This window comes from Endozoicomonas elysicola (assembly GCF_000710775.1).
GTDB classification, from domain to species: domain Bacteria; phylum Pseudomonadota; class Gammaproteobacteria; order Pseudomonadales; family Endozoicomonadaceae; genus Endozoicomonas; species Endozoicomonas elysicola.
Genome location: NZ_JOJP01000001.1, coordinates 2156726 through 2180697, shown reverse-complemented (window position 1 = coordinate 2180697; position 23972 = coordinate 2156726). Strand labels below are relative to the sequence as shown.

Annotated in this window: 24 protein-coding genes; 13 read left to right on the top strand and 11 right to left on the bottom strand. The window is 46.7% G+C overall.

Annotated features, from left to right (window positions below; genetic code table 11):
• Nucleotides 1-70: 70 nt before the first annotated feature.
• The 5 genes from rng to GV64_RS09285 form a co-directional block, all read right to left on the bottom strand.
• Nucleotides 71-1561, bottom strand: coding sequence for a ribonuclease G (gene rng, locus GV64_RS09305; RefSeq protein WP_020585117.1), 1491 nt, complete (start codon nucleotides 1559-1561; stop codon nucleotides 71-73).
• A 455-nt stretch (nucleotides 1562-2016) separates the two neighbouring features.
• On the bottom strand, nucleotides 2017-2601 hold the full coding sequence (locus tag GV64_RS09300) for a Maf family protein (RefSeq protein WP_020585118.1): 585 nt from the start codon (nucleotides 2599-2601) through the stop codon (nucleotides 2017-2019).
• Nucleotides 2602-2638: 37 nt separating this feature from the next.
• The gene (mreD, locus tag GV64_RS09295; RefSeq protein WP_020585119.1) at nucleotides 2639-3124 is read right to left on the bottom strand and encodes a rod shape-determining protein MreD; all 486 of its coding nucleotides are present in this window, start codon (nucleotides 3122-3124) and stop codon (nucleotides 2639-2641) included.
• Nucleotides 3121-4098, bottom strand: a complete 978-nt coding sequence (mreC, locus tag GV64_RS09290) for a rod shape-determining protein MreC (RefSeq protein ID WP_020585120.1) — start codon at nucleotides 4096-4098, stop codon at nucleotides 3121-3123. The genes mreD and mreC overlap by 4 nt, the downstream gene beginning before the upstream one ends.
• Nucleotides 4099-4381: 283 nt before the next feature.
• The gene (locus GV64_RS09285) at nucleotides 4382-5419 is read right to left on the bottom strand and encodes a rod shape-determining protein (RefSeq protein ID WP_020585121.1); all 1038 of its coding nucleotides are present in this window, start codon (nucleotides 5417-5419) and stop codon (nucleotides 4382-4384) included.
• Nucleotides 5420-5853: 434 nt separating this feature from the next.
• On the opposite strand from GV64_RS09285, the gene gatC reads away from it, so the two are divergent.
• The 3 genes from gatC (at nucleotide 5854) to gatB (ending at nucleotide 9181) form a co-directional block, all read left to right on the top strand.
• Nucleotides 5854-6141, top strand: coding sequence for an Asp-tRNA(Asn)/Glu-tRNA(Gln) amidotransferase subunit GatC (gatC, locus tag GV64_RS09280; RefSeq protein ID WP_020585122.1), 288 nt, complete (start codon nucleotides 5854-5856; stop codon nucleotides 6139-6141).
• Between the two features lie 128 nt (nucleotides 6142-6269).
• On the top strand, nucleotides 6270-7721 hold the full coding sequence (gene gatA, locus GV64_RS09275) for an Asp-tRNA(Asn)/Glu-tRNA(Gln) amidotransferase subunit GatA (RefSeq protein WP_020585123.1): 1452 nt from the start codon (nucleotides 6270-6272) through the stop codon (nucleotides 7719-7721).
• Between the two features lie 11 nt (nucleotides 7722-7732).
• Nucleotides 7733-9181: an Asp-tRNA(Asn)/Glu-tRNA(Gln) amidotransferase subunit GatB gene (gene gatB / locus GV64_RS09270; RefSeq protein WP_020585124.1), complete on the top strand. Its 1449-nt coding sequence runs from the start codon at nucleotides 7733-7735 to the stop codon at nucleotides 9179-9181.
• A 90-nt stretch (nucleotides 9182-9271) separates the two neighbouring features.
• Here gatB and GV64_RS09265 read toward each other — a convergent pair whose 3' ends face one another.
• A complete protein-coding gene (locus GV64_RS09265) occupies nucleotides 9272-10441 on the bottom strand; it encodes a hypothetical protein (protein ID WP_152553984.1) in 1170 nt (389 codons plus the stop codon).
• A 336-nt stretch (nucleotides 10442-10777) separates the two neighbouring features.
• Here GV64_RS09265 and GV64_RS09255 point away from each other — a divergent pair, with 336 nt between their 5' ends.
• Nucleotides 10778-11377, top strand: a complete 600-nt coding sequence (locus GV64_RS09255) for an acyloxyacyl hydrolase (protein WP_020585127.1) — start codon at nucleotides 10778-10780, stop codon at nucleotides 11375-11377.
• A gap of 69 nt (nucleotides 11378-11446) precedes the next feature.
• On the opposite strand, the gene nhaD is transcribed toward GV64_RS09255, so the two are convergent.
• Nucleotides 11447-12829: a sodium:proton antiporter NhaD gene (gene nhaD / locus GV64_RS09250; RefSeq protein WP_026258659.1), complete on the bottom strand. Its 1383-nt coding sequence runs from the start codon at nucleotides 12827-12829 to the stop codon at nucleotides 11447-11449.
• Between the two features lie 338 nt (nucleotides 12830-13167).
• Here nhaD and GV64_RS09245 point away from each other — a divergent pair, with 338 nt between their 5' ends.
• Nucleotides 13168-13668 carry an aminoacyl-tRNA deacylase gene (locus tag GV64_RS09245; protein ID WP_020585129.1) on the top strand — a complete coding sequence of 167 codons (501 nt, stop codon included), beginning with the start codon at nucleotides 13168-13170 and terminating at the stop codon, nucleotides 13666-13668.
• A gap of 26 nt (nucleotides 13669-13694) precedes the next feature.
• Here GV64_RS09245 and GV64_RS09240 read toward each other — a convergent pair whose 3' ends face one another.
• Complete coding sequence (locus tag GV64_RS09240; protein WP_201772475.1) at nucleotides 13695-14606, bottom strand: pentapeptide repeat-containing protein; 912 nt, start codon at nucleotides 14604-14606, stop codon at nucleotides 13695-13697.
• Between the two features lie 244 nt (nucleotides 14607-14850).
• Here GV64_RS09240 and GV64_RS09235 point away from each other — a divergent pair, with 244 nt between their 5' ends.
• The 6 genes from GV64_RS09235 (at nucleotide 14851) to GV64_RS09210 (ending at nucleotide 20104) form a co-directional block, all read left to right on the top strand.
• Complete coding sequence (locus GV64_RS09235; RefSeq protein WP_020585131.1) at nucleotides 14851-15528, top strand: type 1 glutamine amidotransferase domain-containing protein; 678 nt, start codon at nucleotides 14851-14853, stop codon at nucleotides 15526-15528.
• Between the two features lie 38 nt (nucleotides 15529-15566).
• Complete coding sequence (locus GV64_RS09230) at nucleotides 15567-15986, top strand: DUF1499 domain-containing protein (protein ID WP_020585132.1); 420 nt, start codon at nucleotides 15567-15569, stop codon at nucleotides 15984-15986.
• A 204-nt stretch (nucleotides 15987-16190) separates the two neighbouring features.
• The gene (locus tag GV64_RS09225; protein ID WP_020585133.1) at nucleotides 16191-16541 is read left to right on the top strand and encodes an ArsC family reductase; all 351 of its coding nucleotides are present in this window, start codon (nucleotides 16191-16193) and stop codon (nucleotides 16539-16541) included.
• 127 nt (nucleotides 16542-16668) lie between these two features.
• Nucleotides 16669-17706, top strand: coding sequence for a 2,3,4,5-tetrahydropyridine-2,6-dicarboxylate N-succinyltransferase (gene dapD, locus GV64_RS09220; RefSeq protein WP_020585134.1), 1038 nt, complete (start codon nucleotides 16669-16671; stop codon nucleotides 17704-17706).
• 92 nt (nucleotides 17707-17798) lie between these two features.
• Nucleotides 17799-18377: a lysophospholipid acyltransferase family protein gene (locus GV64_RS09215; RefSeq protein WP_020585135.1), complete on the top strand. Its 579-nt coding sequence runs from the start codon at nucleotides 17799-17801 to the stop codon at nucleotides 18375-18377.
• A gap of 98 nt (nucleotides 18378-18475) precedes the next feature.
• A complete protein-coding gene (locus GV64_RS09210) occupies nucleotides 18476-20104 on the top strand; it encodes a hypothetical protein (protein WP_020585136.1) in 1629 nt (542 codons plus the stop codon).
• Nucleotides 20105-20174: 70 nt separating this feature from the next.
• On the opposite strand, the gene GV64_RS09205 is transcribed toward GV64_RS09210, so the two are convergent.
• A complete protein-coding gene (locus tag GV64_RS09205; protein ID WP_020585137.1) occupies nucleotides 20175-20558 on the bottom strand; it encodes a group II truncated hemoglobin in 384 nt (127 codons plus the stop codon).
• A 210-nt stretch (nucleotides 20559-20768) separates the two neighbouring features.
• Between GV64_RS09205 and GV64_RS09200 the strand changes: the two genes are divergently transcribed.
• Complete coding sequence (locus GV64_RS09200; protein ID WP_020585138.1) at nucleotides 20769-21512, top strand: NYN domain-containing protein; 744 nt, start codon at nucleotides 20769-20771, stop codon at nucleotides 21510-21512.
• 66 nt (nucleotides 21513-21578) lie between these two features.
• Nucleotides 21579-21956 carry a YybH family protein gene (locus tag GV64_RS09195; RefSeq protein ID WP_020585139.1) on the top strand — a complete coding sequence of 126 codons (378 nt, stop codon included), beginning with the start codon at nucleotides 21579-21581 and terminating at the stop codon, nucleotides 21954-21956.
• A gap of 60 nt (nucleotides 21957-22016) precedes the next feature.
• Here the strand turns inward: GV64_RS09195 and GV64_RS09190 are convergent, their stop codons facing one another.
• Together GV64_RS09190 and GV64_RS09185 are read right to left on the bottom strand one after the other, a co-directional pair.
• Nucleotides 22017-22454 (bottom strand): GNAT family N-acetyltransferase, encoded by a 438-nt coding sequence (locus GV64_RS09190; RefSeq protein WP_020585140.1) that lies wholly within the window; start codon nucleotides 22452-22454, stop codon nucleotides 22017-22019.
• Between the two features lie 32 nt (nucleotides 22455-22486).
• Entirely contained in the window at nucleotides 22487-23878 is a 1392-nt protein-coding gene (locus GV64_RS09185) for a DEAD/DEAH box helicase (protein ID WP_020585141.1), read from the bottom strand.
• Nucleotides 23879-23972 lie beyond the last annotated feature (94 nt).

The window sequence follows — 23972 nt, the reverse complement described above, 5'->3', positions numbered from 1 at the left end:
TTTCATAAACGAAATGCGGCTTCTCACAACTAATGAGAAACCGCATTTCTAAAAGTACCAAATTCGCCAGTTAAACCAGAACTACATCAAACTGCTCCTGGGTATAAATGGGTTCAACCTGAAAACGAATCGGCTTTTGAATAAACTCTTCAAGGTCAGCCACATTATTGGACTCTTCATCCAACAAGCGGTCAATGACCGCCTCAGATGCCAGCACCATATAACTGTCACCGTCGTATGCCCGAACAGCCCGGAGGATTTCCCGGAAGATTTCATAACATACCGTTTCTGCAGTTTTCAGTGTGCCACGGCCTTCACAGGTTGGACAGGACTCACACAGAACATTCTCCAGTGACTCCCGGGTTCTCTTGCGAGTCATCTCCACCAGACCCAACTCACTGACACCCGTAAAATTGGTCTTGGCGTGATCCTGCTCCATTGCTTTTTCAAAGGCCCGCTGAACCTGGCGCTGGTGCTCCGAATCTTCCATATCAATAAAATCAATGATAATGATACCACCAAGATTCCGTAACCTGAGCTGGCGGGCAATGGCCACAGCGGCCTCAAGGTTGGTTTTGAATATAGTCTCTTCCAGGTTCCGGTGACCAACAAATGCACCGGTATTGACGTCAATGGTCGTCATTGCCTCAGTTTGATCAAGTATCAGGTACCCCCCTGATTTCAACTGAACCTTACGACTTAACGCCTTATTAATTTCATCCTCAACACCAAATAAATCAAAAATTGGCCGTTCACCAGGGTAATATTCCACCCGGCCGTCGATCTCTGGGACCAGTTTTTTCACGAACTTGGAAACTTTCTCAAACGTTTCTCGAGAATCAATTCGAATTTTCTCAATGTTCGGATTCACCAGGTCTCGCATGGTTCGAAGATGTAGAGGAAGATCTTCATAAACCGTCGCGGGGGCCTTACTGTCCTTGATATTTTCTTCAATGGTATCCCACAGCCTGCGCAGGAAAAGAATATCCGCCCGAACCTCAGCATCACCAATACCTTCAGCAGCCGTTCTCAAAATAAAGCCGCCCGGGTCTGCAGAATATTCAGAAGGGCTTTCACTTTGGCCCTCAAGGCAGGACTCTACCAATTGTCGGAGACGCTCGCGCTCCTCGACATCTTCTATGCGAAGGGAAATGCCCACATGGTTATTTTTGGGCATATGTACCAGATAGCGGGCAGGGATTGAGATGTGCGTGGTTAAACGGGCCCCTTTAGTTCCAAGCGGGTCTTTAGTGACCTGAACCACCAGAGACTGGCCTTCATGCACCAGTTCATAGATAGGACGTTCCTGAGTATCCTCGCTGTTTTTTTCCTGCCTTGGTGCAATTTCACTGGCATGGATAAACGCAGCTCGCTCAAGGCCAATATCGACAAAAGCAGCCTGCATACCTGGCAGAACCCGGACGACTTTACCTTTATAAATATTGCCAACAATACCGCGACTACGAGCCCGCTCGACATAGATCTCCTGCAGCACCCCATTTTCAACGAGAGCCACCCGTGATTCCATGGGCGTGATATTCATGAGAATTTCTTCGCTCATCCCAGTCCCTCAATTCCTTTAATGCATTGACCTGTAATGCCTGGTTTTTTTACCCGAAAATTGATTCGGAAATTGAGGCACCACAGGTCAATACACTGTCACCAATCCTTTAGTAGAGCTGATGTACCAGAAGGCTGTCGGACTTACCACTGACCTACATAGAAAAAGCCGGATTTGGCCATTTTTTCTCGCTACGATCGGCTAAGTCCGGCAGCTTCCTGACAGATATACAGTCCAGTTAGTTCGATCATACCAGTAATCAGTGTGCGTTTTTTGCTTCCTGACAAACTTTATACCAAAAACTGTTCCAAGAGACTTTCAGGCGAAAGATAACTGTATTTTTCTTACTGTATTTATTATTCCGAACTCTTTAAAACCCTCATCCAGACATTACAGTCCAAAATAAAAGCATAAAGTCACAAGTGGATGTTCACAATTAGTCATATGCCCAGCCCCTAAGCTTGCCAAACCAGGATATTAAAGTGATCAAGAAGGTGAGAAGTTTCCATTAACGGCAGCCCAACTACCGCTGAATAGCTACCGGATATACTGGCAACAAGAACTGCACCGTAACCTTGAATACCGTATCCGCCTGCTTTATCCATTGGCTCACCCGTTGCAATATAGTCTTTAATTAACTGATCAGTCAGTTTATTAAACACAACATTTGTCACAGAAATTTCTGAATGGTGTTGTTCACCATCCGTGATGGCTACGGCGCTCATCACCTGATGGGTGTTACCGGAAAGCATTTTTAACATGTGACGAGCATCGTCTGTATTCCGGGGCTTACCAAGAATCTGGTTATTGCAGACAACCGTAGTGTCAGCAGCAAGAAGCGGCATTTTGACTGAACCTGACGAAAGCACTTCCTGCCAGCCTGCTTCTGCTTTTTCCCGAGCCATTCTCAGTACATAGTCAGAGGCAGCTTCCTGCGAGAAAGGCGTTTCATCAATGTCACAAATCAATTTTTGAAAAGGTACGCCTATCTGTTTCAGCAATTCAGCTCGGCGTGGGGACTGGGAAGCAAGATAGATCATCTTAAACTCTGTATTCGGTCGCCTTGGGAGTATAAGGCTACACTACGCGAAAATAACGCCTCAAAAAGCGCAACCCGGACATAACCCAGGGCCAGATCACAGCACTGGAAACGGAAGGCAGAAGATACCAGACTGATGGAACCGTATCCCCAGCAGCGCTTCGCACCCAAAGAAGCAATACCTGGTAAAAACCAACCATTAAAAACACCATAAATGCCTGCTGCCAGACAGGAAACAACCTCAATCGCCGATGCAGGCTGAGTACAATAAATGCAACCATCAACATGCCAAGGGAGTTAAGGCCAAACAGGCTTCCCTGAAATACATCCAGCAACAAGCCAGTGATAAAGGCAAATAACAAACCGAATCGTTCAGGTAACGCCAAAACCCAGTAAATGACAACAAGAGGCACCCATGCCGGGCGCATCAGTGATAACCACTCTGGCAACGGCATAATACTGAACATCGCAGCAACCAGCAGGGTCATCCAAACAACCCAGTGGGCATTAGCCTGCTGAATCATAACGCCCGCCCCTCTTCAGTCTTTTTGATCGATTCTGGCTCTTTTATGGGTTCTGATAGTACTGGCTCCACCGGCTCAATGAGATCCTTAACCTCACGAAAAACAAGAAGCACAACCCGGCTTCGGTTCACTTCTGCCAGAGGCTGAACCTCAATAGTGGCAAAGGCATCACCCGGTTTATGCCTGACATGAGTGACCACACCGACGGGATAACCTTCCGGATAGATACCTCCAAGACCGGAACTGGTTAACAGGTCCCCCTCCTGAAAATCCTCTGTGGTCGGAATGTGCAACAACTCAAGACGGTCTGCCCGGCCAGTGCCTGCAGCAATGGCTCGATACTTGGTTCGGTTATTCTGAACAGGGACTCGCGCAGCCAAATCAGTCAGCATCAATATCCGACTGCTCACAGGACTGACTTCAACCACCTGTCCCATAACACCATGAGCATCCAGGATGGCCTGACCTTCATAGACTTTATCGAAAGAGCCTTTATTAATAACCACACGATGCCTGAATGGGTCAGGATCAACACCGACAACTTCAGAGACCAGCACCTGCTCATCCACCAGTTCAGAAGAGTTCAACAATTCTCTCAAACGAATATTTTGTGCTGTAAGTGACGCCAGCTTCTGAACTTTCTGCTCAAGAATCAGGTTTCTGGCTTTCAGGCGGGCATTTTCCTGCAACAACTCATTATGCGATATAACAACTTGTGATGCCGTCCCCCATATACGCCCAGGCAGGTCCGCAAGAAAGAGAACGGGAGTAGCGGCGACGGTCAACCATTGGCGAACCTGTGACAGTGCTCGATAGCTATGATCAAAATACAATAATGCCAGTGACAAGATGCCTAGCAAAACAAATCGTGTAACCAGTGACTGGCCTTGACTGAAAATCGGTTTAATAACCTGCTCCTTACCAGGCCTCAGTATGCTACTTACATTGAAAATGCCATTTGTAAATTCACCCACCTCTCCAGATTATGATGGTTTACAAAAACTGTGCTGTCAGCCTGACTGAGACTGGCATTTTCCAGCGATCCGCTGTGTGAAGTAATGATAATTATCAACGACCATTTATAAACCTCTGAAGCCCAAGAGGTATAGACACAACAGAAACCGGGTCGCTGATTAAAAAGCAATAATCAACTTTGCCTGACGGCAGTCTAAAATAGCAAATCAGCAATATCTCCACAGGAAATATTGCTGATTATTTTGCAAATAAATTTTGACTAACAGAGGCTGGAGCACCTGATTAATCAGTGGATAAAAGATCCATACGGTGTTTATCCATCATTTCAATCGCCCGGCCGCCGCCACGGGCCACACAGGTGAGAGGGTCTTCAGCAACCAAAACTGGCAAGCCGGTTTCTTCGCTAATCAGTTTATCCAGATCACGCAACAGTGCTCCACCACCGGTAAGTACCAGGCCACGTTCAGCAATATCCGAAGCCAGTTCAGGTGGAGATTGCTCCAGAGCACTCTTCACGGCCTGAACAATTGCAGTTAATGACTCCTGAAGCGCTTCCAGAATCTCACCACTGTTCAGGGTAAAACTCCGTGGAATACCTTCCGCCAGATTACGACCACGCACATCAATTTCCAACAACTCATCACTTGGATAAGCGATAGCAATTTCCTGCTTGATACGCTCAGCGGTAGCATCACCGATCAGGCTACCATAGTTGCGACGAACATAGGTCACAATGGCATCATCAAAGCGGTCCCCGCCAATGCGCACAGATTCAGAATAAACCACGCCACTGAGGGATATAATCGCAATCTCAGTAGTACCACCACCGATATCCACCACCATGGAGCCGCTGGCTTCTTCAACAGGCAGCCCGGCACCAATGGCGGCAGCCATAGGCTCTTCAATCAGATACACTTCCCGTGCACCGGCACCAAGTACCGATTCACGGATGGCCCGCTTTTCAACCTTGGTTGACTTGCAGGGCACACAGACCAGCACTCTCGGGCTGGGCTGAATAAAACTGTTTTCATGCACCTTATTAATAAAGTGCTGAAGCATTCGTTCACAGACATCAAAGTCTGCAATAACGCCATCCTTCATTGGGCGTATTGCGGTGATATTGCCAGGCGTCCGACCCAGCATCCGCTTAGCATCGGCACCAACGGCCACAACGCTCTTCTGGGTGCCCAGATTGCGGATAGCAACCACGGAGGGTTCATTTAACACTATGCCCTTTTCACGGACATAGACCAGAGTGTTGGCAGTTCCAAGGTCGATCGAGAGATCGCTGGAAAACAGGCCACGTAACCTTTTCAGCATGTTATGGTGTACCTTGATTCAAGGCTTGGGTAATTCTAGAAACTCTAACAATGCTGTCTCCAGAGGGCAAGCAGCAATTGTGCTCTGTGGGAACTGTGCCTGAATCATTTACCTCAGTGAAAGCATTCGGACAAAGGCTCCATTACTGGGATTTACCGAAAAATCAGGTGGCAGCCCATGCATTTCCCCAATGGATAGCGGTTTATTTTTTACAGCAACCCGCACTCTGCTTACCTTTCCTATAGAGAGAACTCCGCTGACTTACCGCATCCATATCCATGAAACCCTTGAGAAATAAGTGGCCAACCCATACATTAGCTCCTTATTTATTTAGAAGTGATATTATCTGAAATTCGATAATCACTTTCATAGCCTGACTACACAATAAGTGATTTTTTCACTCATTGTTGTTTATTTATGGAGAAATCAAACCAATGGCCATCGACGCCTCTGGAGTCAAAAAGGTTGCACACCTTGCACGTTTATCCATTGACGACAATGCCGTGGAAGCAACAACCGCCACCATCGGCAGTATACTGGAACTGGTCGATAGAATGCAGGCCATAGATACACAGGGCGTTGAGCCCTTGGCACACCCTCTGGATGCAATCCAGCGCCTGCGGCCTGACATCGTAACCGAAGAAAATCAACGGGAACAATTACAAAGCTGTGCACCTGCCGTCGAAGAAGGCCTCTTTCTGGTTCCCCGTGTTATTGAGTAACACGATAGTTGCTGAAGCAGTAAACATGGTAGAAAAGCCGAAATGGCATTATTTTCATAGTAACTGCTCTGAGTCCGGTAGAAGCTGAGCCTCTTCTATACAATACGTCTTCCAACCGACCGAATCCCATGTACGATAAAACCATTACAGAACAGAGCCGGGCATTAGCCAGTGGCGAAATATCCAGTGTCGAACTGACACAAAGTTATCTTGACCGAATCAAGCAGTATGATGGTGACATTAACAGCTTCATTACGGTGACTGAAGAATTAGCCCTGAAACAGGCAAAAGCAGCGGACGCATTGCGTACTGCAGGCAATGCCAATGCCATGACCGGGATTCCTGTTGCCCATAAAGACCTGTTTTGCACGGAAGGCGTTAAGACCTCCTGTGGCTCCAAAATGCTGGACAACTTTATTGCCCCATACGAATCCACCGTAACCGGTAAATTCAAAGATGCCGGCGCAGTAATGCTCGGCAAAACCAATATGGATGAGTTCGCCATGGGCTCTTCCAATGAAAACAGCCATTACGGCCCAGTCAAAAACCCATGGGACAAATCAGCAATCCCGGGTGGCTCCTCCGGTGGTTCGGCAGCAGCCGTATCAGCACTGCTGGCAGCAGGCGCTACCGGCACAGACACTGGAGGCTCCATTCGCCAGCCTGCCTCCCACTGCGGCATTACCGGCCTCAAGCCAACCTACGGCAGAGTATCCCGTTATGGCATGGTCGCCTATGCCTCAAGCCTCGATCAGGCCGGCCCCATGACCCGCTCTGCAGAAGATGCTGCCATTATGCTGAACACCATGGCTGGCTTCGATACCAGAGACTCCACCTGTCTGAACCATGAAGTACCAGACTACACAGCATCACTGAATGATTCATTGGAAGGTCTGACCATCGGCCTGCCAAAAGAGTATTTCACGGCCGGTTTGGACAGTGAAGTCGAACAGCAGATTCGTAATGCTATCACCGAGTATGAAAAGCTTGGTGCAAAGGTTAAGGAAGTCAGTCTGCCCAATGCCGAGCTGTGCATTCCTGCCTACTATGTCATTGCGCCAGCAGAAGCTTCATCCAACCTTTCCCGCTTTGACGGGGTTCGTTTTGGATACCGCTGTGAAGATCCAAAAGACCTGATGGATCTCTACATCCGTAGCCGCAGTGAAGGCTTTGGAGAAGAAGTCAAACGTCGTATTATTGTTGGTACCTATGCCCTTTCTGCAGGCTATTACGATGCTTACTATCGTAAGGCACAGCAGATTCGCCGTCTGATCCGCGATGACTTCCTCAACGCATTCAAAGAATGTGATGTCATTATGGGGCCAAATGCACCAACATCCGCCTTTGATATCGGCTCCATGAGTAATGACCCGGTAGCCATGTATCTCTCGGATATCTATACACTGTCGGTTAACCTGGCTGGCCTTCCCGGACTATCCGTTCCAGCAGGTATGGCAAATAATCGCCCTGTAGGTCTGCAGATTATAGGGCAGCACTTTGATGAGGCCCGTCTGCTGAATATTGGTCACCGCTTCCAGCAGGCGACAGACTGGCACCAGAAATCTCCGGCATTGGTATAGGACACAGTAACATGCAATGGGAAACCGTTATCGGACTGGAGATTCACGTCCAGCTCGCCACCAAAACCAAAATCTTTTCCGGTGCCTCCACTGCTTTTGGTGCAGCACCGAACACTCAGGCCTGTGCGGTAGATCTTGGCCTGCCAGGTATTCTGCCGGTAGTTAACGAAGAAGCTATTAACATGGCCGTTAAGTTTGGCCTGGGCATCGACGCCGAGATCAACAAGGTCAACGTCTTCGAACGTAAAAACTACTTCTACCCGGATCTGCCAAAAGGCTATCAGACTACCCAGCTGGAAAAACCCATTGTTGGTGCCGGCCACGTTGATATCACCTTGACTGACGGCTCCACCAAACGCATTCGAATCCACCATGCCCACTTGGAGGAAGATGCAGGAAAAAGCCTGCACGAAGACTTCCACGGCATGAGTGGTATCGACCTGAACCGTGCAGGCACTCCACTGATTGAGATTGTTACTGAGCCTGATATCCGCAATGCTGAAGAAGCCGTGGCTTTTGCTAAAAAACTGCACTCTATTGTCACCACACTGGGTATTTGTGATGGCGAAATGTCACAGGGCTCCATGCGCTTTGACGTAAACGTATCTGTTCGTCCAAAGGGCCAGAAGGAACTAGGCACCCGTACAGAAACCAAAAACCTGAACTCTTTCAAATTTATGGAAGCAGCTATTTTCAAGGAAGTAGAGCGCCAGATTGAACTGATTGAAGATGGTGGTACCGTTATTCAGGAGACCCGTCTCTATAACGGCGATACCGGAGAGGCTCGCTCCATGCGCAGCAAAGAGGAAGCTAACGACTACCGTTACTTCCCATGCCCAGACCTGCTGCCTGTTATTATTGACGACAGTCGCCTTGAAAAACTGAAGGCAGAAATGCCCGAAATGCCCGATGCCAAAAAGGCACGCTTTATCACTGATTTTGGTCTGAGCGATTATGACGCCGAGATTCTCTCAGCAGATCAGGCAACCGCTCACTACTTTGAAGCCACAGTCAGTGTCAGTGATGATGCCAAGCTCTCTGCCAACTGGATTATGGGTGAACTCTCCAAGTCCCTGAACCAGAACGGTATCAGCATTACTGAAAGCCCGGTTTCTACCAACATGCTCGGTGGCCTGATCAAACGCATCAAAGACAACACCATTTCCGGCAAAATCGCGAAAGAAGTCTTTGAAGTCCTCTGGCAAGGTGAGTGCAGCACCGCTGATGAAGTGATCGAGAAAAAAGGTCTCAAGCAGGTGACCGATACGGGAGCCATTGAAGCCATGATTGATGAAGTTCTGGCAAGCAATGCCCAGCAGGTCGAAAACTATCGCGCAGCACCTGAAGACAAGCGCGGAAAAATGATCGGCTTTTTTGTTGGCCAGTGCATGAAGGCTTCCAAAGGCAAGGCCAACCCCGGTATGGTTAACCAGATTCTAAAACAGAAGCTGGATGGATAAATATGTCCCTCCCTCAGTTTGCGACTGAGGGAGTCAACCCCCATATTAAATCCACAGTCCATATAAAATCATACGATGATCAACGTTTTTCTATAACGCTTCAAACTTTGTAGTATTTCCCGACAGCTGTTTTTCTTTTTCCGCCAGGTATAATTTTTTAAAGCTTTTGTATTCTGTCACATCATCGCCAGTTCTATGCCCACTTTCGTTGTGGGCCAGTTGTTGATGTATTTCGCCCAGCCTGAAAAGCAGATCACCTTTACACAATTCGGGACCATTACAATCAACTTGAAAAAAGCTTGAAAAATCAAGCGGCTCAGTCCATCGACTACGGTTTATATTGTTGATCAGAATGATCTCTAAAATAGATTTGCTGTATTCTCTGAAATTCAATGAGGTTCTTACATCCACATGAAAACCATTGTGCCTATGCTCCCATTGCTTCATGAAACAAAGTATTTCAAGATCAAACAGCATGCTATGTCGAAAACCTTGCTCATGTCCGCCAAGAGCATTCTCAATAAAGTAAGTCAGGCTAACCGGCCTGCTCCAGCCTGTACCTTGCAGGTTCAAAGATAATGCTGGATGATGCTGATGGGTATCGGGGTGTCTGCTATAGACGATGCAAGCATTGAGAGCCTTGAAAAAGATGCAATTACTCAACGCTGAAGTGATAGCACCAAACTCATTTTGAAAATTTCTGGCAACCCAGCTTTCTAAAAAAGGCATAAGGAAGTTTTTGATTGTGATTGGAAGGATCTTCTCCTGTTTTTCAGGGTTACCCGATCGTAGATACATCAATGATTTCTTTAATACTTCTTTTGCAAACCCCTGATCATCTTTCAAACCCTGGCATACCTTAAACAGCTTTTCTCGCCACTCCCCACATAAGATATTAACTCCAATTTCTGAGAACTTCGTACCTCTGGGGCATATTTCTGCCACCAATTGATCGAAACACTCCACAAGGTACGCTCTTCTAGCAATGTTCATCTCTCCACTTGAACAGGAGGCAGTTTGTGAAGGGTGTTGTGTAGTCAAATTCAATGGAGAGCCTTGAGGACTATTTGAAAACCCGGGGTCATAAGGATCTACCTTACGATGATGCATTGGTATTATTGGCCCACTATCTGGTCGAACCTCTCTGGATCGATTCTGTTTTCCATCCAACTCCCGGCCTTCTGTACCAGCCGGCTCTTGCTGCTCCTTCACTACCCCATAGTTTGGATCAAGTCCTGAGTATTTATTTTCTGGAAACATAAGTTGGCCACTATGAAATGGTGCGAACCCCTAAAACTAGCGTTGAGGTATCAGTATGCAAGCGCTAACAAGCATTTTTACCTTTTCGGAGGTGTTGGCAATGTATCTCTTTACTCATACTTCCTGCCATTTGTGCCTGAGGCCCCTTAGAAAAAGCTTTCTTCCCACCTGAAACTCAACAATCACCAGCCAATAGGACAATAAACGACAATTTAAATATAATTTTCCAAAACAGTAGTCTTTTGATAACTTATGAAATATATTGATTAAAAATAATAATAACTGTTAGCGCCGTGCTGTTTGATTTCAAGCAACACAGCCAGAAAGGACTTCCATATGAAACAGGCATTATCTCTTGCTGTTCTTGCCTTGCTGCCCTCAATCACCAATGCTGACTGGCAACCCGATAAAATAAGTCTGGCTTATGGTCAGTCTATTGCACCATTTACTGACCGGCAGGCTGAGATCAATCAATATCGACTGGCTCTTGCCTGGAACCTTTCAGACGCTCTGTGGTCCTCAGAGTCAATTCTTCTGCAGAGTTATGCAGAACTGGCTTTAGGTCACTGGAAAAGTACTCTAAGCCCAACTGAAGACAGCCGTCGAATAGGTGCTGACAGCGTAAAACAGATCAGCTTAAGCCCTATTTTTCGCTTCACAAGTAACGGCCCATTAATTGGTGAAACCTCACCTTTTCTTGATCTTGGTGTTGGCGTTAGTTATCAGAGTGAAAAAGATATTGAGCAGCAGCACCTTTCCGGAATCAATATGGGCGGACACTGGCAGTTTGAAACCCGGGCAATGGTCGGCCTGACACTGGGAGAGGATAATCCATTTGAAGTCAGCTATGGCTGGATGCACTATTCAAATGCCAACCTGAACAGCGATAATGAAGGGCTTGATTTCCAAACCCTCCAGCTGGCCTATCGCTTTTAACTGACAGCTAATTTTTACAAAATAATGGCCTGAGGCTGCCCGCTCCCCTTCAGGCCTAACGATCAGTTATCAACCATTAACCAGGAAGTGAGCCCAGATACTGGCAACATACCCTAAAGCAATGGCCCAACTCCACCGCAGGTGGGTCATAAAGGTGTAGCCACCTTTTGAGGTTCCCATCAAGGCGACACCAGCAGCTGAGCCGATTGAGAGCAAGCTCCCTCCTACCCCCGCTGTCAGAGTAATCAGCAACCACTGGAACGTATCCATTTCAGGATCCATACCCAGGATAGCAAACATCACTGGAATATTATCTACCACCGCAGACACCACACCGGCAATAATATTGGTCCACGTGGCTCCCAGGTCGGCATACATGGTTTCCGAGGCAAGGTCGAGGTAACCAAGATAGCGCAACCCTCCTACGGAGAAAATAACCCCAAAGAAGAACAATAGGGTATCCCATTCTGCATGGGCAACCTCCTGAAAAATATCAATCTTCTCATCCTTTGCTGCCGGTCGAGCGGTTAACCTCCGATTACTGGTCAACCCTTGAATATGCATGAAATAGGTATAGAACATCAGTAAGGCAAGGCCGGTCATCATCCCCATAAACGGCGGAAGCCCAAGCGCCTTTTCAAAGCTGACTGCCAGGAAAATGGTGACCAGAAAAAGGAAACAAATCATCATGCCGCCACGCCGAATGGAGCTATCGGCCTTAATTCCAACGGGCCGCCCCTGATCGATGAAGATACTCATGATAACGGCAGGAACCAGATAATTGATGACAGACGGCAAGAACAGGCTGAAGAATTTAAAAAATTCAACCTTACCCGACTGCCAGACCATCAGCGTAGTAATATCACCAAAGGGGCTGAAGGCCCCACCGGCATTGGCAGCCACAACCACATTGATCATTGCCAGCGTGACAAACTTTGGGTTGCCCTCCCCGACGGCCATAATCACTGCACCCATTAACAGCGCTGTGGTCAGGTTGTCAGCCACCGGAGAGATAAAGAATGCCATGATACCTGTAATCCAGAAGAGGCTTCGGTAATTAAAGCCCTTGCTGATCAACCAGCTTCGAAGCGTGGCAAACACCTGCCGGTCCTCCATGGCGTTGATGTAGGTCATAGCAACCAGCAGGAACAGGAACATCGCCGCATACTCTTCAAGATCATGCATGACGGCCTGTTTTAATTCTTCATGAGGAACACCCTTCTGTGCGGCAATGAAGGCTATAAGAGCCCATATAATTCCCGCTGCCATAATGACCGGTTTGGATTTACGCAGATGAAGCTGCTCTTCTGTCATCACCAGACAGTAAGCAATCACAAAAATAGCAATGCAGGCCCAGGCAAGCGGGTTTGATGTCACACCAAGCACTTTATCGCCAGCCATTGCAGTAGTTGGTAGACAGGTTAATGCTCCTACAGAAAGGAGTCTTTTCATTATTGTCGTCATCATTCTGTCCCACAGGCTCTAATTTAAAAGCCAGTGATTGAATTGGTTAATTTATCAGCTAAGAGCCTATTGAGCGCCGCGAAGGATACCGCTACAGACAGAAGAGTGCAAAAAAGCATCACCCTGAAAAGTATTATTTAAAAGCATTCAAAACGTGCTAACTGCCAGGGGATACAAGCCTGTAAACTAAAACGCTCTGAAAAATAAATTATTAATACTCTATTAACTTAAAAACCGGTTCATATTGAACAATATTTCAACAGATTTGCGTATAGACTTTATAAAACAACTGTCCTATGTATTTCTCAGTTTAAAGAGAGTGTCTGATGTCTATCGCTCCAAAACTCCAGGCTTTTCTGAATCATAACCAGGTAGATTATGAAGTGGTCAGTCACCCTTATTCAGACCGCGCACTCAATACAGCCCATGTCGCCTGCGTTCCTGTTAAAAACATGGCTAAAGCAATTGTTCTTCAGGACGATGATGGCTACGTAATGGCAATCGTCCCTTCAATGAACAAGCTCATGCTACGCTGGGTCAACACCAAGCTTAACCGACACCTGCACCTTGTCAGTGAACATAGCCTTGAGGAGCTTTTCCCGGACTGTGAGATGGGTGCAGTGCCAGCCATGGGCATCGCTTACGGAATGAAAACCTGCTGGGATGATGAGCTCAACGCTGTTCAGGATTTATACTTTCAGGGTGGAAACCACCGTGAGCTGATTCATCTCCAGAGAGAACAGTTTAAAAAACTGCTTCAAGGACAGCCCCATGCCGCTATCAGTTGTGATCCCGATGAGGTAGATGCATACGCAACTGATAATTGAGTATTTACCGGCAATAAATTGAATATTCAGCGAATCATTTTTTTAACAAAAAGCACCACAAACAGAGCCAGGGAAAAGCTGCCTGTGAAAGCTTCACAGGCAGCAAAGATTCGAGACAGCCCAAGGGGCGTCAAGTCTCCGTACCCCAATGTCGTAAACGTTACGACACTAAAATACAGACAATCCAACCAGTACAGCAGATTTTGAGATAATCCAGCACTCTCGCTGAAACGAACAACCGTGTCCCCATCCTGTACACCGGTAAACAAGTATACAAATGAGCAAAGCATAATAAGTACGATGGAAAAAACGACCACTCGCAATGGTGACTCACCATACCCGCTGATCTTATCCACCAGGTAAGAGATAAGTCGTTGCCGGGAATATTTCGGCATCTGCAGGCGATGAAAGACCCTTTCTCGATAGAAAAAATGGCCCGCCGCAGTCATCATTCCAAGATGTTCACAGTGACGCCGAATGTTTCTTGCAGACTCTTCCGCCTCTTCATACATGGTAATGGCATTATCGGGATCTGCTTCAGCTTCTTGCTCCTGATACAGCTTATCGCCCCAATAGACATGATCCAATAGACTGTTTTTCAGGTTAACCCCCAACAGATTGCACCCTGAGAGGTTTGCCCGGTGTAAATTTGCATTGGAAAGATTGGCTTTTAACAGGCGTGTACCTGAAAGATCAATACGATACAGGTGGGCCTTATGAAGACTGGCTCGACTCAGGTCACCATTGATCAGTTGAAATGGCTTGCTGCTGCCATGATTGACCAAATTCACATTATCCAGATTGGCTTTTCGGAGAATAAAGCCCTCCATGGGCTGTCCATTTTTCGCTCTCTCTTCAAGCCTTCCTTTTACATCATCACCGGTTTTGTCCGCATCAGGATCGTGCCAGAAACAAAACTGACTTCCCGATTCAGCCAAATCTTTACACCGGCCAGATTTACCGAAAAAAGAGCACTGATGCTCTGAAACCTGCAACTGATTCAAACCATGAATCCCATATCTTCCATAATTTACGGTGCTGACAACAACAAAACCTGCCAGCAAAAGCCCACACTCATGGATATATCGGCGCACTCACGAAGGGGTTTAAATAGCCATTCGCTTTACAAATCACCATCTTTTCAACACACTGAAAAGTTGATAGTTAACAGAGGCTCCTCCCATGAAAATTCTGTTTATACTGACCTCCCACAATGAACTGGGTGCGACCGGTGAAAAGACGGGGTTCTGGCTTGAGGAGTTTGCAGCTCCCTATTACCGTTTTCTGGATGCTGGTGCAGACATTACCTTGGTATCTCCTGCCGGAGGCCAGCCTCCGGTTGATCCCAAAAGCCAGTTGCCTGACTTTCAAACCGACTCAACCCGACGCTTTGCACAAGACCAAGCTCTTCAGGAGAAACTGGCCAGCACTGGCAAATTAGCCCAGGTTTCTGCAGATGATTATGATGCAGTATTTTACCCTGGAGGACATGGCCCTCTCTGGGACTTAACCAATGCCCCTGACTCCATTGCCCTTATTGAACGTTTTTACCAACAGGGCAAGCCGGTTTCTGCTGTATGTCATGCTCCGGCAGTTCTTCTAAAAGCCCTTAACCAAAATGGGGAGCCTCTTATTAAAGGCAAGAAGGTCACTGGTTTCAGTAACAGTGAAGAGGTTGCCGTACAACTGGAAGGAATTGTTCCTTTTTCTCTGGAAGACGAACTCAAAAAGGCGGGAGGCATTTATACACAAGGCCCCGACTGGAATAGCTACACGATTCACGATGGTCTTATAATAACCGGACAGAACCCAGCCTCTTCGGAAGCCGTTGCCGATGCCGTTATCGCTCTGCTCGCGTAGATAGATTGCATCACCAGAAACTCAAGGAACCAAGAACAGTGAAAAAATCCGCGATCCTATGCCTGCTTGCACTTCCGCTTATGATCAATACGACAGTGCAAGCTGATTCGGACGAGCTCCCCTGCCCTGAGAGCCCAAACTGTGTCAGCAGCCTGGTTTCTGGCAAGCAGAATATTTCACCGCTCTATTTCAACGATACCGATAACTCACAAATAAAAGAAAGACTGGTGAACACTCTGCAGAGCTGGCCTAATGCAGAGGTCATCAGTAGTAATGAACAGGTTGTCATTACTGTTTTTACAACGCCCTGGCTTAAGTTCAAAGATGACCTGATACTGATCATCCGTCCTGACGGCAGGGTTGATGTTCGCTCTTCCTCCCGTATCGGATATTACGACTTCGGCGCTAACCGGCGCCGTGTTGAACTGCTGAGAGCAACGTTAACTCCAGTTCAATAACAGAAAGCCGAAGCCAAACAGCCTTAACAAGCTCTCTAGCAGGCAGTTAGACCAGTCAGCCTAGGCAAACCCCGCCAGAAACGTGTAAGCTTTGCTCATTTTGTGTAGTGATCACCGGGCCATTTTGGTTTGGATTATGGTCGACACAAATCAATGGGTTAGACACCCTTGGGATAAAGGTATTCCATAAAGACAGGAGGTAATGTGGTCACCTTAACGTTATACGGCATACCAAACTGCGACACCATTAAAAAAGCCCGGCGCTGGCTGGAGAGTAACGGTATTGAATACCGCTTCTATGACTACAGAAAGGACGGCCTTGAAAAAAGCATGCTTGAAGCATGGACAAAGGAGTTGGGCTGGGAAGCTCTACTGAACCGTCGTGGAACTACCTGGCGGAAACTTCCTGAAGAAGAGAAGCCTGCAATCAATGCCGAGCGTGCAATTAGCCTGATGCTGGAACAGCCAGCCATGATCAAACGCCCTTTACTGGATACGGGCAACCAGAAGTTACTGGGTTTTTCTGAACAAGAATACAGTGACCAGCTTTTATAACGAGCGTGGTGTCTGTCGAACTTAAGCGTCTATAACGAGGATTACGAGAATTTCTAGACCAATTTATCGTAACCGCAGCAGGACCGTCTTAATTCCAACAGGCTCCTGAAAATTGAAGGAATGATAAATGAGTAAACAGCATTTTAGTCTGGCCATTGGTATTGGCAGTAAGAACCAGAAAGACCAGTGGCTGGATGTGTTCTATCCACAACCTATTCTTAATCCTGCACCTGAACTGTTAGACAGTATTGCCAAGCTGGTTGACTATAAGGGTGGCAACGAATTTATCGAGCTTGATAGCAAAACACTGCATGCCCTTGAAGACCTGTTTGTCGATATTGAGCAAACTGAGCTGGCCACAATTACCAGCAGCCTGGAAGAGAGTCATCAGCCTCGGGTCATCACCATTCTGGAAACTGATGATGCCCCCACCAGCACACCAGAAGCCTATCTTAAGCTTCACTTGCTTTCTCACCGTCTGGTTAAACCTCATGGTGTGAACCTGCAAGGCATTTTCCCTCTGCTACCCAATGTTGCATGGACCAGTGAAGGTGCTATAGATCTGGATGAGCTCCCCGCTCGCCAGCTAAAGGCTCGTGCTGAAGGTCGTGTTCTGAGCGTCAATTCAGTGGATAAATTCCCGAAAATGACCGACTACGTTGTACCTGCAGGCGTTCGTATTGCCCATACCGCAAGGGTTCGTCTGGGAGCCTATGTGGGGGAAGGCACTACGGTGATGCATGAAGGCTTTATCAACTTCAACGCAGGTACCGAAGGCAAAAGCATGATTGAAGGCCGTGTTTCCGCAGGCGTCATGGTTGGCGAAGGCTCTGACCTTGGTGGTGGTTGCAGTACCATGGGAACACTCTCCGGTGGTAACAACATTGTGATCTCTGTGGGCGAAAACTGTCTGATCGGTGCTAATGCTGGCCTTGGCATTCCACTGGGTGACCGCTGTATTATTGAAGCAGGGCTTTACCTCACAGCCGCCAGTAAGGTTCAAGTGCTTGATGATCAGAAAAATGTGGCTGAAGTCGTAAAAGCCGGCGATCTGGCGGGTAAATCAGACCTGCTGTTCCGCAGAAACTCACTGACTGGAGCACTGGAATGCCTGACCAACAAGTCCGCCATTGAGCTCAATGACGAGTTGCATTCTCATAACTGATCATATTGTCGCGCATTAAAGTACTAGATAGTCTGGATAGCCCCGTTGCATAATAACGGGGCAATTCAATGGACTAGGTCTTTACAATAAAAATGCGTCATACGATTTTTGATACACCTGTCGTTAACAGCTGTTTTCGCCTTTTATCCCGTCTTGGTCTGAAGCTGTTTGGCTGGAAGCTAGAAGGACAGCGTCCTGCAGCCCGCAAGTACGTCATTATTGCCGCTCCGCACACCAGTAACTGGGACTTTGTCCTGACCATTGCCTTCGCCTTCTGTTTCCGTATGAAAGTGTTCTGGATGGGGAAAAGCAGCCTGTTCAAGGGTCCGCTTGGCGGCATAATGAAGTGGCTGGGAGGCGTACCGGTTGACCGCAGCAAAGCCAATGGCCTGGTTCAACAGATGGTAGATACCTTCCATAACTATTCGGACTTCGCCATTGCCATTCCTCCTGAAGGCACTCGCAGTAAAGTCCGCCAGTGGAAAAGTGGCTTCTACCACGTGGCTCACGGCGCTGGGGTCCCCATAGCACTGGGTTTTCTAGACTTTAAAAAGAAAGTTGGTGGTTTTGGCCCCATGTTCTTTACTACAGGCAACTATGAATCAGACTTGGAAAAGATACAGGAATTTTATCAGCATATGACTGGTAAGAACCCGAAGCAATTTACCTGACCCCAAAATACTAACTTATGCTTTTGATATGGCTGTTCACCGGTCTACCAAACTAGTGAGCAGACCATAAACCAATAAAGCGTTTCATAAATAAAACTATGGAACCATTTAAGAAAAAGAGGATCAAAGGCTTAATAAATCCACATCATAAAAAATTGAAAGATAAGTATTCTAATAATATGAAACCTGAACATGCTAATTTGAACAGCCTATTAATTTATCCGACCGATCATCCACGCCAAGATAAATCAGACAGTGCTACAGAAAACAAAAAATATATCCCTTCAGGACAGGTACCTCTAACCAAGACGCCTATCGGTGAATATAATATTGGCCAAACCAATTATCAAAAAAGGCAAGAATCAGCTGTATATTCAGAAACCAGTACCGAAGACAACCAACCCCCTGTCAGAAAATCAAATCGGAAAAGAAAAAAGAAATTACCCTTTGATGAACAATATAGACTACCAGAGAAAAACAAGGCCAGAAAGGTGAAGCCAAACAATGTGCCAAACGATGAAGTACTCTTTAAAAAGTACGGTTACCTACCAAAAGGAGCTAAAAGAAGTGAGCAGCTCGACTCGGGGATGGAAATGGAAGCAAAGTCAGAATGCCCTGAGTGGAATGTATGGCCAGAAAAATATCACCCCAAAAACTGTGTCCCTCATACAAAAATTCTGCTGATTCAAACAACAAAAAGTCCGGATTACTTGCAACAAAGCAGGTTATCAGACACTCCTATTGAGAATGCTGTGCTGCCTTTTGAAAATGCAAAGCTGCTCAACCAACCACTGATGAAAGATTTTCTGGAGTTATCCAGAGAAGCAAATGAGGAAGAAAGTGAGAAAGTCCATTTTGATGAAAGCCTCTTTGATGTTACTGACTTTATCCCCTTTTATCAGATGAGTCCTTCACTTAAAGAGACTCGAAAATGCAGAAGCAGCCTCTCTACTGTGACTCCTGAACCTCGTATTAATCTCGAAAATATTTTGAAGAAAAAAAGAGTTTTATTCCAGCAGATCACTATATGTGTAAAAGACCTCAAGGAGGAAACCACTAAGTGGGATGCTTATCGTGATGCCAGAGAAAACTTAGCAATCCGTTCAGATGGAGAGATTCAATTTAAAGCACTTCCCGAAACTGAAGAGTTGCGGAAAATCTTTGATGAAAAAATGGCTGATTTAGTCAGGGCACAAAAAGAGTATGAGCATAAAAAAATAAAGCTTGAACATCTAATCGCCAGACTAAAGGTTCTGCAAAAAGAGGCATCCACTCTGACATTACCTGATAAACCTGGACTGGAATTAGTATCAATCTCCGAATTAATACGGCGAATGAGAGATTTCACCTGTTTTTTCCTGGAGAGTAAAAGTTATAACAGTTTAATGTCAATCTTAGCCATTGAACCGTACAGAAGAGAAAAATCTCAAGTTCTTTCTGAGGCAGAGCCTTTGATTGCAAAGCTTGAAGATAAACGGGGCACTTGGTGTAAAAGAACTCAAAGAAGAAAACTCACCCAGTTTAGAGACTCATTGATGCAGCTAAAATCCATACTGGAGAATATAAAAGAGCATCAACATCAACTCGAAGAAAGCGAGGCTATTGATAGGGTCTTGGATAACTTAAATCTGTTTTCAAATGAACTGAGAACTAAGCAACATGATGAGACCTATCGATGTCTAACTAACACCCTCCATAATCTTGAGTGGGATATTGTACGCTGCTAGCAAGCATCTCAAAAATACGCAGGCTCGAAGTAGCAGAAAATATACCTCAAGCCTATACAATGCTTCAAAACTACCGCTGATTGACCATAAAATCAGCCAGTCGAAAGATTGGCTCTTTCAGCATACCTTTTAACTCAGCACTGGCACCCACTTCATCCAGTGCCTTGTCCCAGCAATAGAGCCACTGATCACGCGCCGACTCACTGATATCATAAGGCTTGTGCGGATCAGTTAAACAAACAGTCCCATACTTCTCCAGATAGTGATGAGGCCCCCCAAGCCAGCCGCAGAGGTACTCATAAAGCTTCTCTTTTACATCAGTCAGCGAACGGGCATGCATTTTCCGGATGTGCTCCGCTTCTGGCAGGTCATCCATCGCATCATAAAATGCATTGGCAAGGGTTCGAATACCTTCATCTTCACCCAACAGGTGATAGGGCGTCTGTTCTGTCATTGTTATTAATCTCTGTTCGCCTTATTTGGCCAAGCATACGTCATTACTGCTGATCGCAGCTTAATAGGGGCATTCACCAATCTCAAGCACAAATGGACTAGAAATTTACCGACCAGATAACCCCATAAGAATGCTCTCTTTTGCAAATTTCTTTGAATCAGAGGACACTGTTCAGCAAGCAAAAAGAATAATACGTAGCAAGGAATGCCAATGGCAGAGTCAAACCAGAAAATCGCGCTCTTTATTGATGCGGATAATGCTCCCGCCAGAAAAATTGAAAAGATTCTCTCTGAAATGGCGAAGTACGGCGTTGTAAGCATTCGTCGAGCCTACGGCAACTGGAAAAGTCATACCGTGAAAGGATGGGAGGAACAGCTGCATGAGTACGCCATCCAACCAATCCAGCAATTCGACCTGACCAAAGGGAAGAATGCCACCGATATGGCGATGACCATTGATGCCATGGACACCCTGTACACAAAAAAAATGGATGCATTCTGCATCGTGTCATCTGACAGCGACTTTACGCCACTGATCATGCGATTGCTCTCGGAAGGAAAAGTGGTGTACGGCTTCGGAGAACGTAAAGCACCAGCTCCCTTTGTTAATGCCTGCTCACGCTTTCTCTATCTGGATGAGCCTGAGGCAGACCCTGAAAAAGTCCCTGAAAACAGCAAGAAAAGTGGCCATGAGTTGAAAGCCGACACCAAACTGATGAACCTGATACGCAACGCAATTGACACTGAACAGGACGATGATGGCTGGGCGTATCTAGGCCGAATTGGTGCAGTTATATCGAATCAGGCTTCTTTTGACCCTCGTAACTATGGTTATAAAAAGCTGGGGGACCTGATCAGGGCTGTTGACCTGTTTGAAACCCAGATAATGGACAACAACCAGATGAGTGTTCGAGATAAACGACGGGGGAACCACATCCAGAATGGTGGCCATTAGCGGTTCTGGTGCGTTTGACTGCTATAACTTATAGTTGTCTGATTACTTTGACAAAGAGTGTTTGATATGACGAATGAGCAAGATTCGCCTCTGATCAAAGCAGTAAAGCAGGCCAGCAGTGAATGGAAAGCAGCGTTCAATTCCGGGAATGCTAAAGGCTGTGCCGACCAGTATGAGCCAGATGCCGTTATGCATGCCCGCCCATTTGGTACCTTCACAGGTCATAAAGAAATTGAGTCTTTCTGGCAAAAACTAATAGATGATGGTTTTCACAGTGTGGAATACATTAACCCAACGTTTGAAGTGGTGGACGAACAAAGTGCTTTGCTGACTTCTGGCTGGAAGATGAATAAAGCCTCTGGAGTCATCCACAGAGAATTGTGGGTGCTCCAGAAGGATGGCTTCGCCAAACTGAGGGATGATGATTTTGAAGTAACCGGTTAACGTTTTGATTCCACAGGCCAGCAGATTAAACTCTGGCCTCATCGCTATCCAATCCGTTTATTAACTGGCAGCCAACTCCATCCGGAATAGTACATCACCCGTTCGCTCAAACACCTTTTCTTCAATAAGCTGAAAGCCATAGCGATCATAAAAACGGCGCCCCAGCGTATTATCCTTGAATACCTCAACCACCAGACTACCATGTAACTCCCTGGCCTTATCCATTAACGCCTTACCCAATTTCTGGCCATGAAGAGCAGGATCAACAAACAAGCCACCCACTTCATTTCCTATCAGGGCAATAAAGCCAACGACAGTCCTATCCTGCACAACAACCCATGTTTCTGCATTGGGTAGATATAATTCTGGTATATTGCGGCGTTCCTGACCAAAAAAAGCTTCGGTCATAAACGGATGAGCCAGACGAGATGAGGCTTCCCAGACAGCTAACAACGCATTTACATCGCTATCCTGATAAAGCCTGATCTCCGTGCTCATTGCTATAACCCTATACCTTTCACGTATCCGTTTTATGAAGAGCGAGAAGTGCTTTGTGAATCTGTCACTTTACGCCGTCTTGGTTTACGGTTGTTATCAGTAAATACTCGACCAGAAGCGCCATCGCCCTCAGCCCTTCTGCCCGTTTTGCCATTGCTATGATGGTGCTTTTTTTCTGAGGGATTACGCCTACCTTCAAGTGCATCTTGACGTGCCCGATCCATCACTTTTGGCTTTTTAGGCTTCTTCGGCTTGGGAGGCTTATTGGAAAGCTGGGTAACCGCAACGTCATTGACTGGTTCAAAACCGGCAATCACTTCTCTTGGCAATAACTCATTAATCAGCCGCTCAATATCCCGAAGCTGCTTGCTCTCATCGGCACAGACCAGCGATACGGCCTTGCCTTCAGCACCGGCCCGCCCAGTCCGACCAATGCGGTGTACATAATCTTCAGGTACATTAGGCAGGTCAAAATTAACCACTTGTGGCAGTTGATCAATATCAAGACCACGGGCAGCAATGTCTGTCGCCACCAGCACCGTAATTTCATTACTCTTAAAGTTGGCCAGCGCTTTGGTACGAGCCCCCTGACTCTTATTACCATGAATCGCGGCGGCCTGGATGCCTTTACCCTCAAGGTGGCGAGTCAAACGGTTCGCACCATGCTTGGTACGGGTAAATACCAACACCTGACTCCAGTTATTCTCCTTAATCAACCGGGTCAACAGCGCTGGTTTCTTATTTTTATCCACTGGATACACCCACTGCTTAACCGTCTTTGCAGTGGTGTTTCGAGGAGAAACTGAGATCTCTACAGGCTGATGAACAATGGTCTTGGCCAGTTGCCGTATTTCATCCGAAAAAGTCGCGGAGAACATCAGGTTCTGTCTACGTTTGGGAAGCAGTGCCAGAATGCGGCGAATATCGTGAATAAAACCCATATCCAGCATACGGTCGGCTTCATCCAGAACCAGGATTTCCAGATGTTTGAACTTCACCGCATTCTGATTGTACAGATCGATCAGCCTTCCCGGCGTCGCCACCAGAATGTCCGCACCTCGACGCAGGTTCATCATTTGAGGGTTAATTTTGACCCCGCCAAATACCACAGTAGAACGAATAGGCAAATGCCGGCCATAGGTCGCAACACTGTCTCCCACCTGAGCGGCCAATTCCCGGGTTGGCGTCAGAATTAATGCCCGAACCTGGTTGGGACCAGCCCGCTCGCCTCTACTCAGCAACTCCAGAATTGGCAGCGTAAACCCGGCAGTTTTACCAGTCCCCGTCTGTGCTGCGGCCATGACATCCTGACCTTCCAGAACAGCAGGAATCGCCTTAGCCTGAATAGGGGAAGGTTGTTCATAGCCCTGCTCAGTAATAGCTTGCAGGATAGGAAGGGAGAGCCCGAGATTGGCGAAGGTCATGAAACTGTCTCATTAAGGGTCACCATTTATATAGCAGTGACTTTTCTGGAGGGGGCTGTAGCATACAGGGAGTGGTCACTATATACCATTCGCA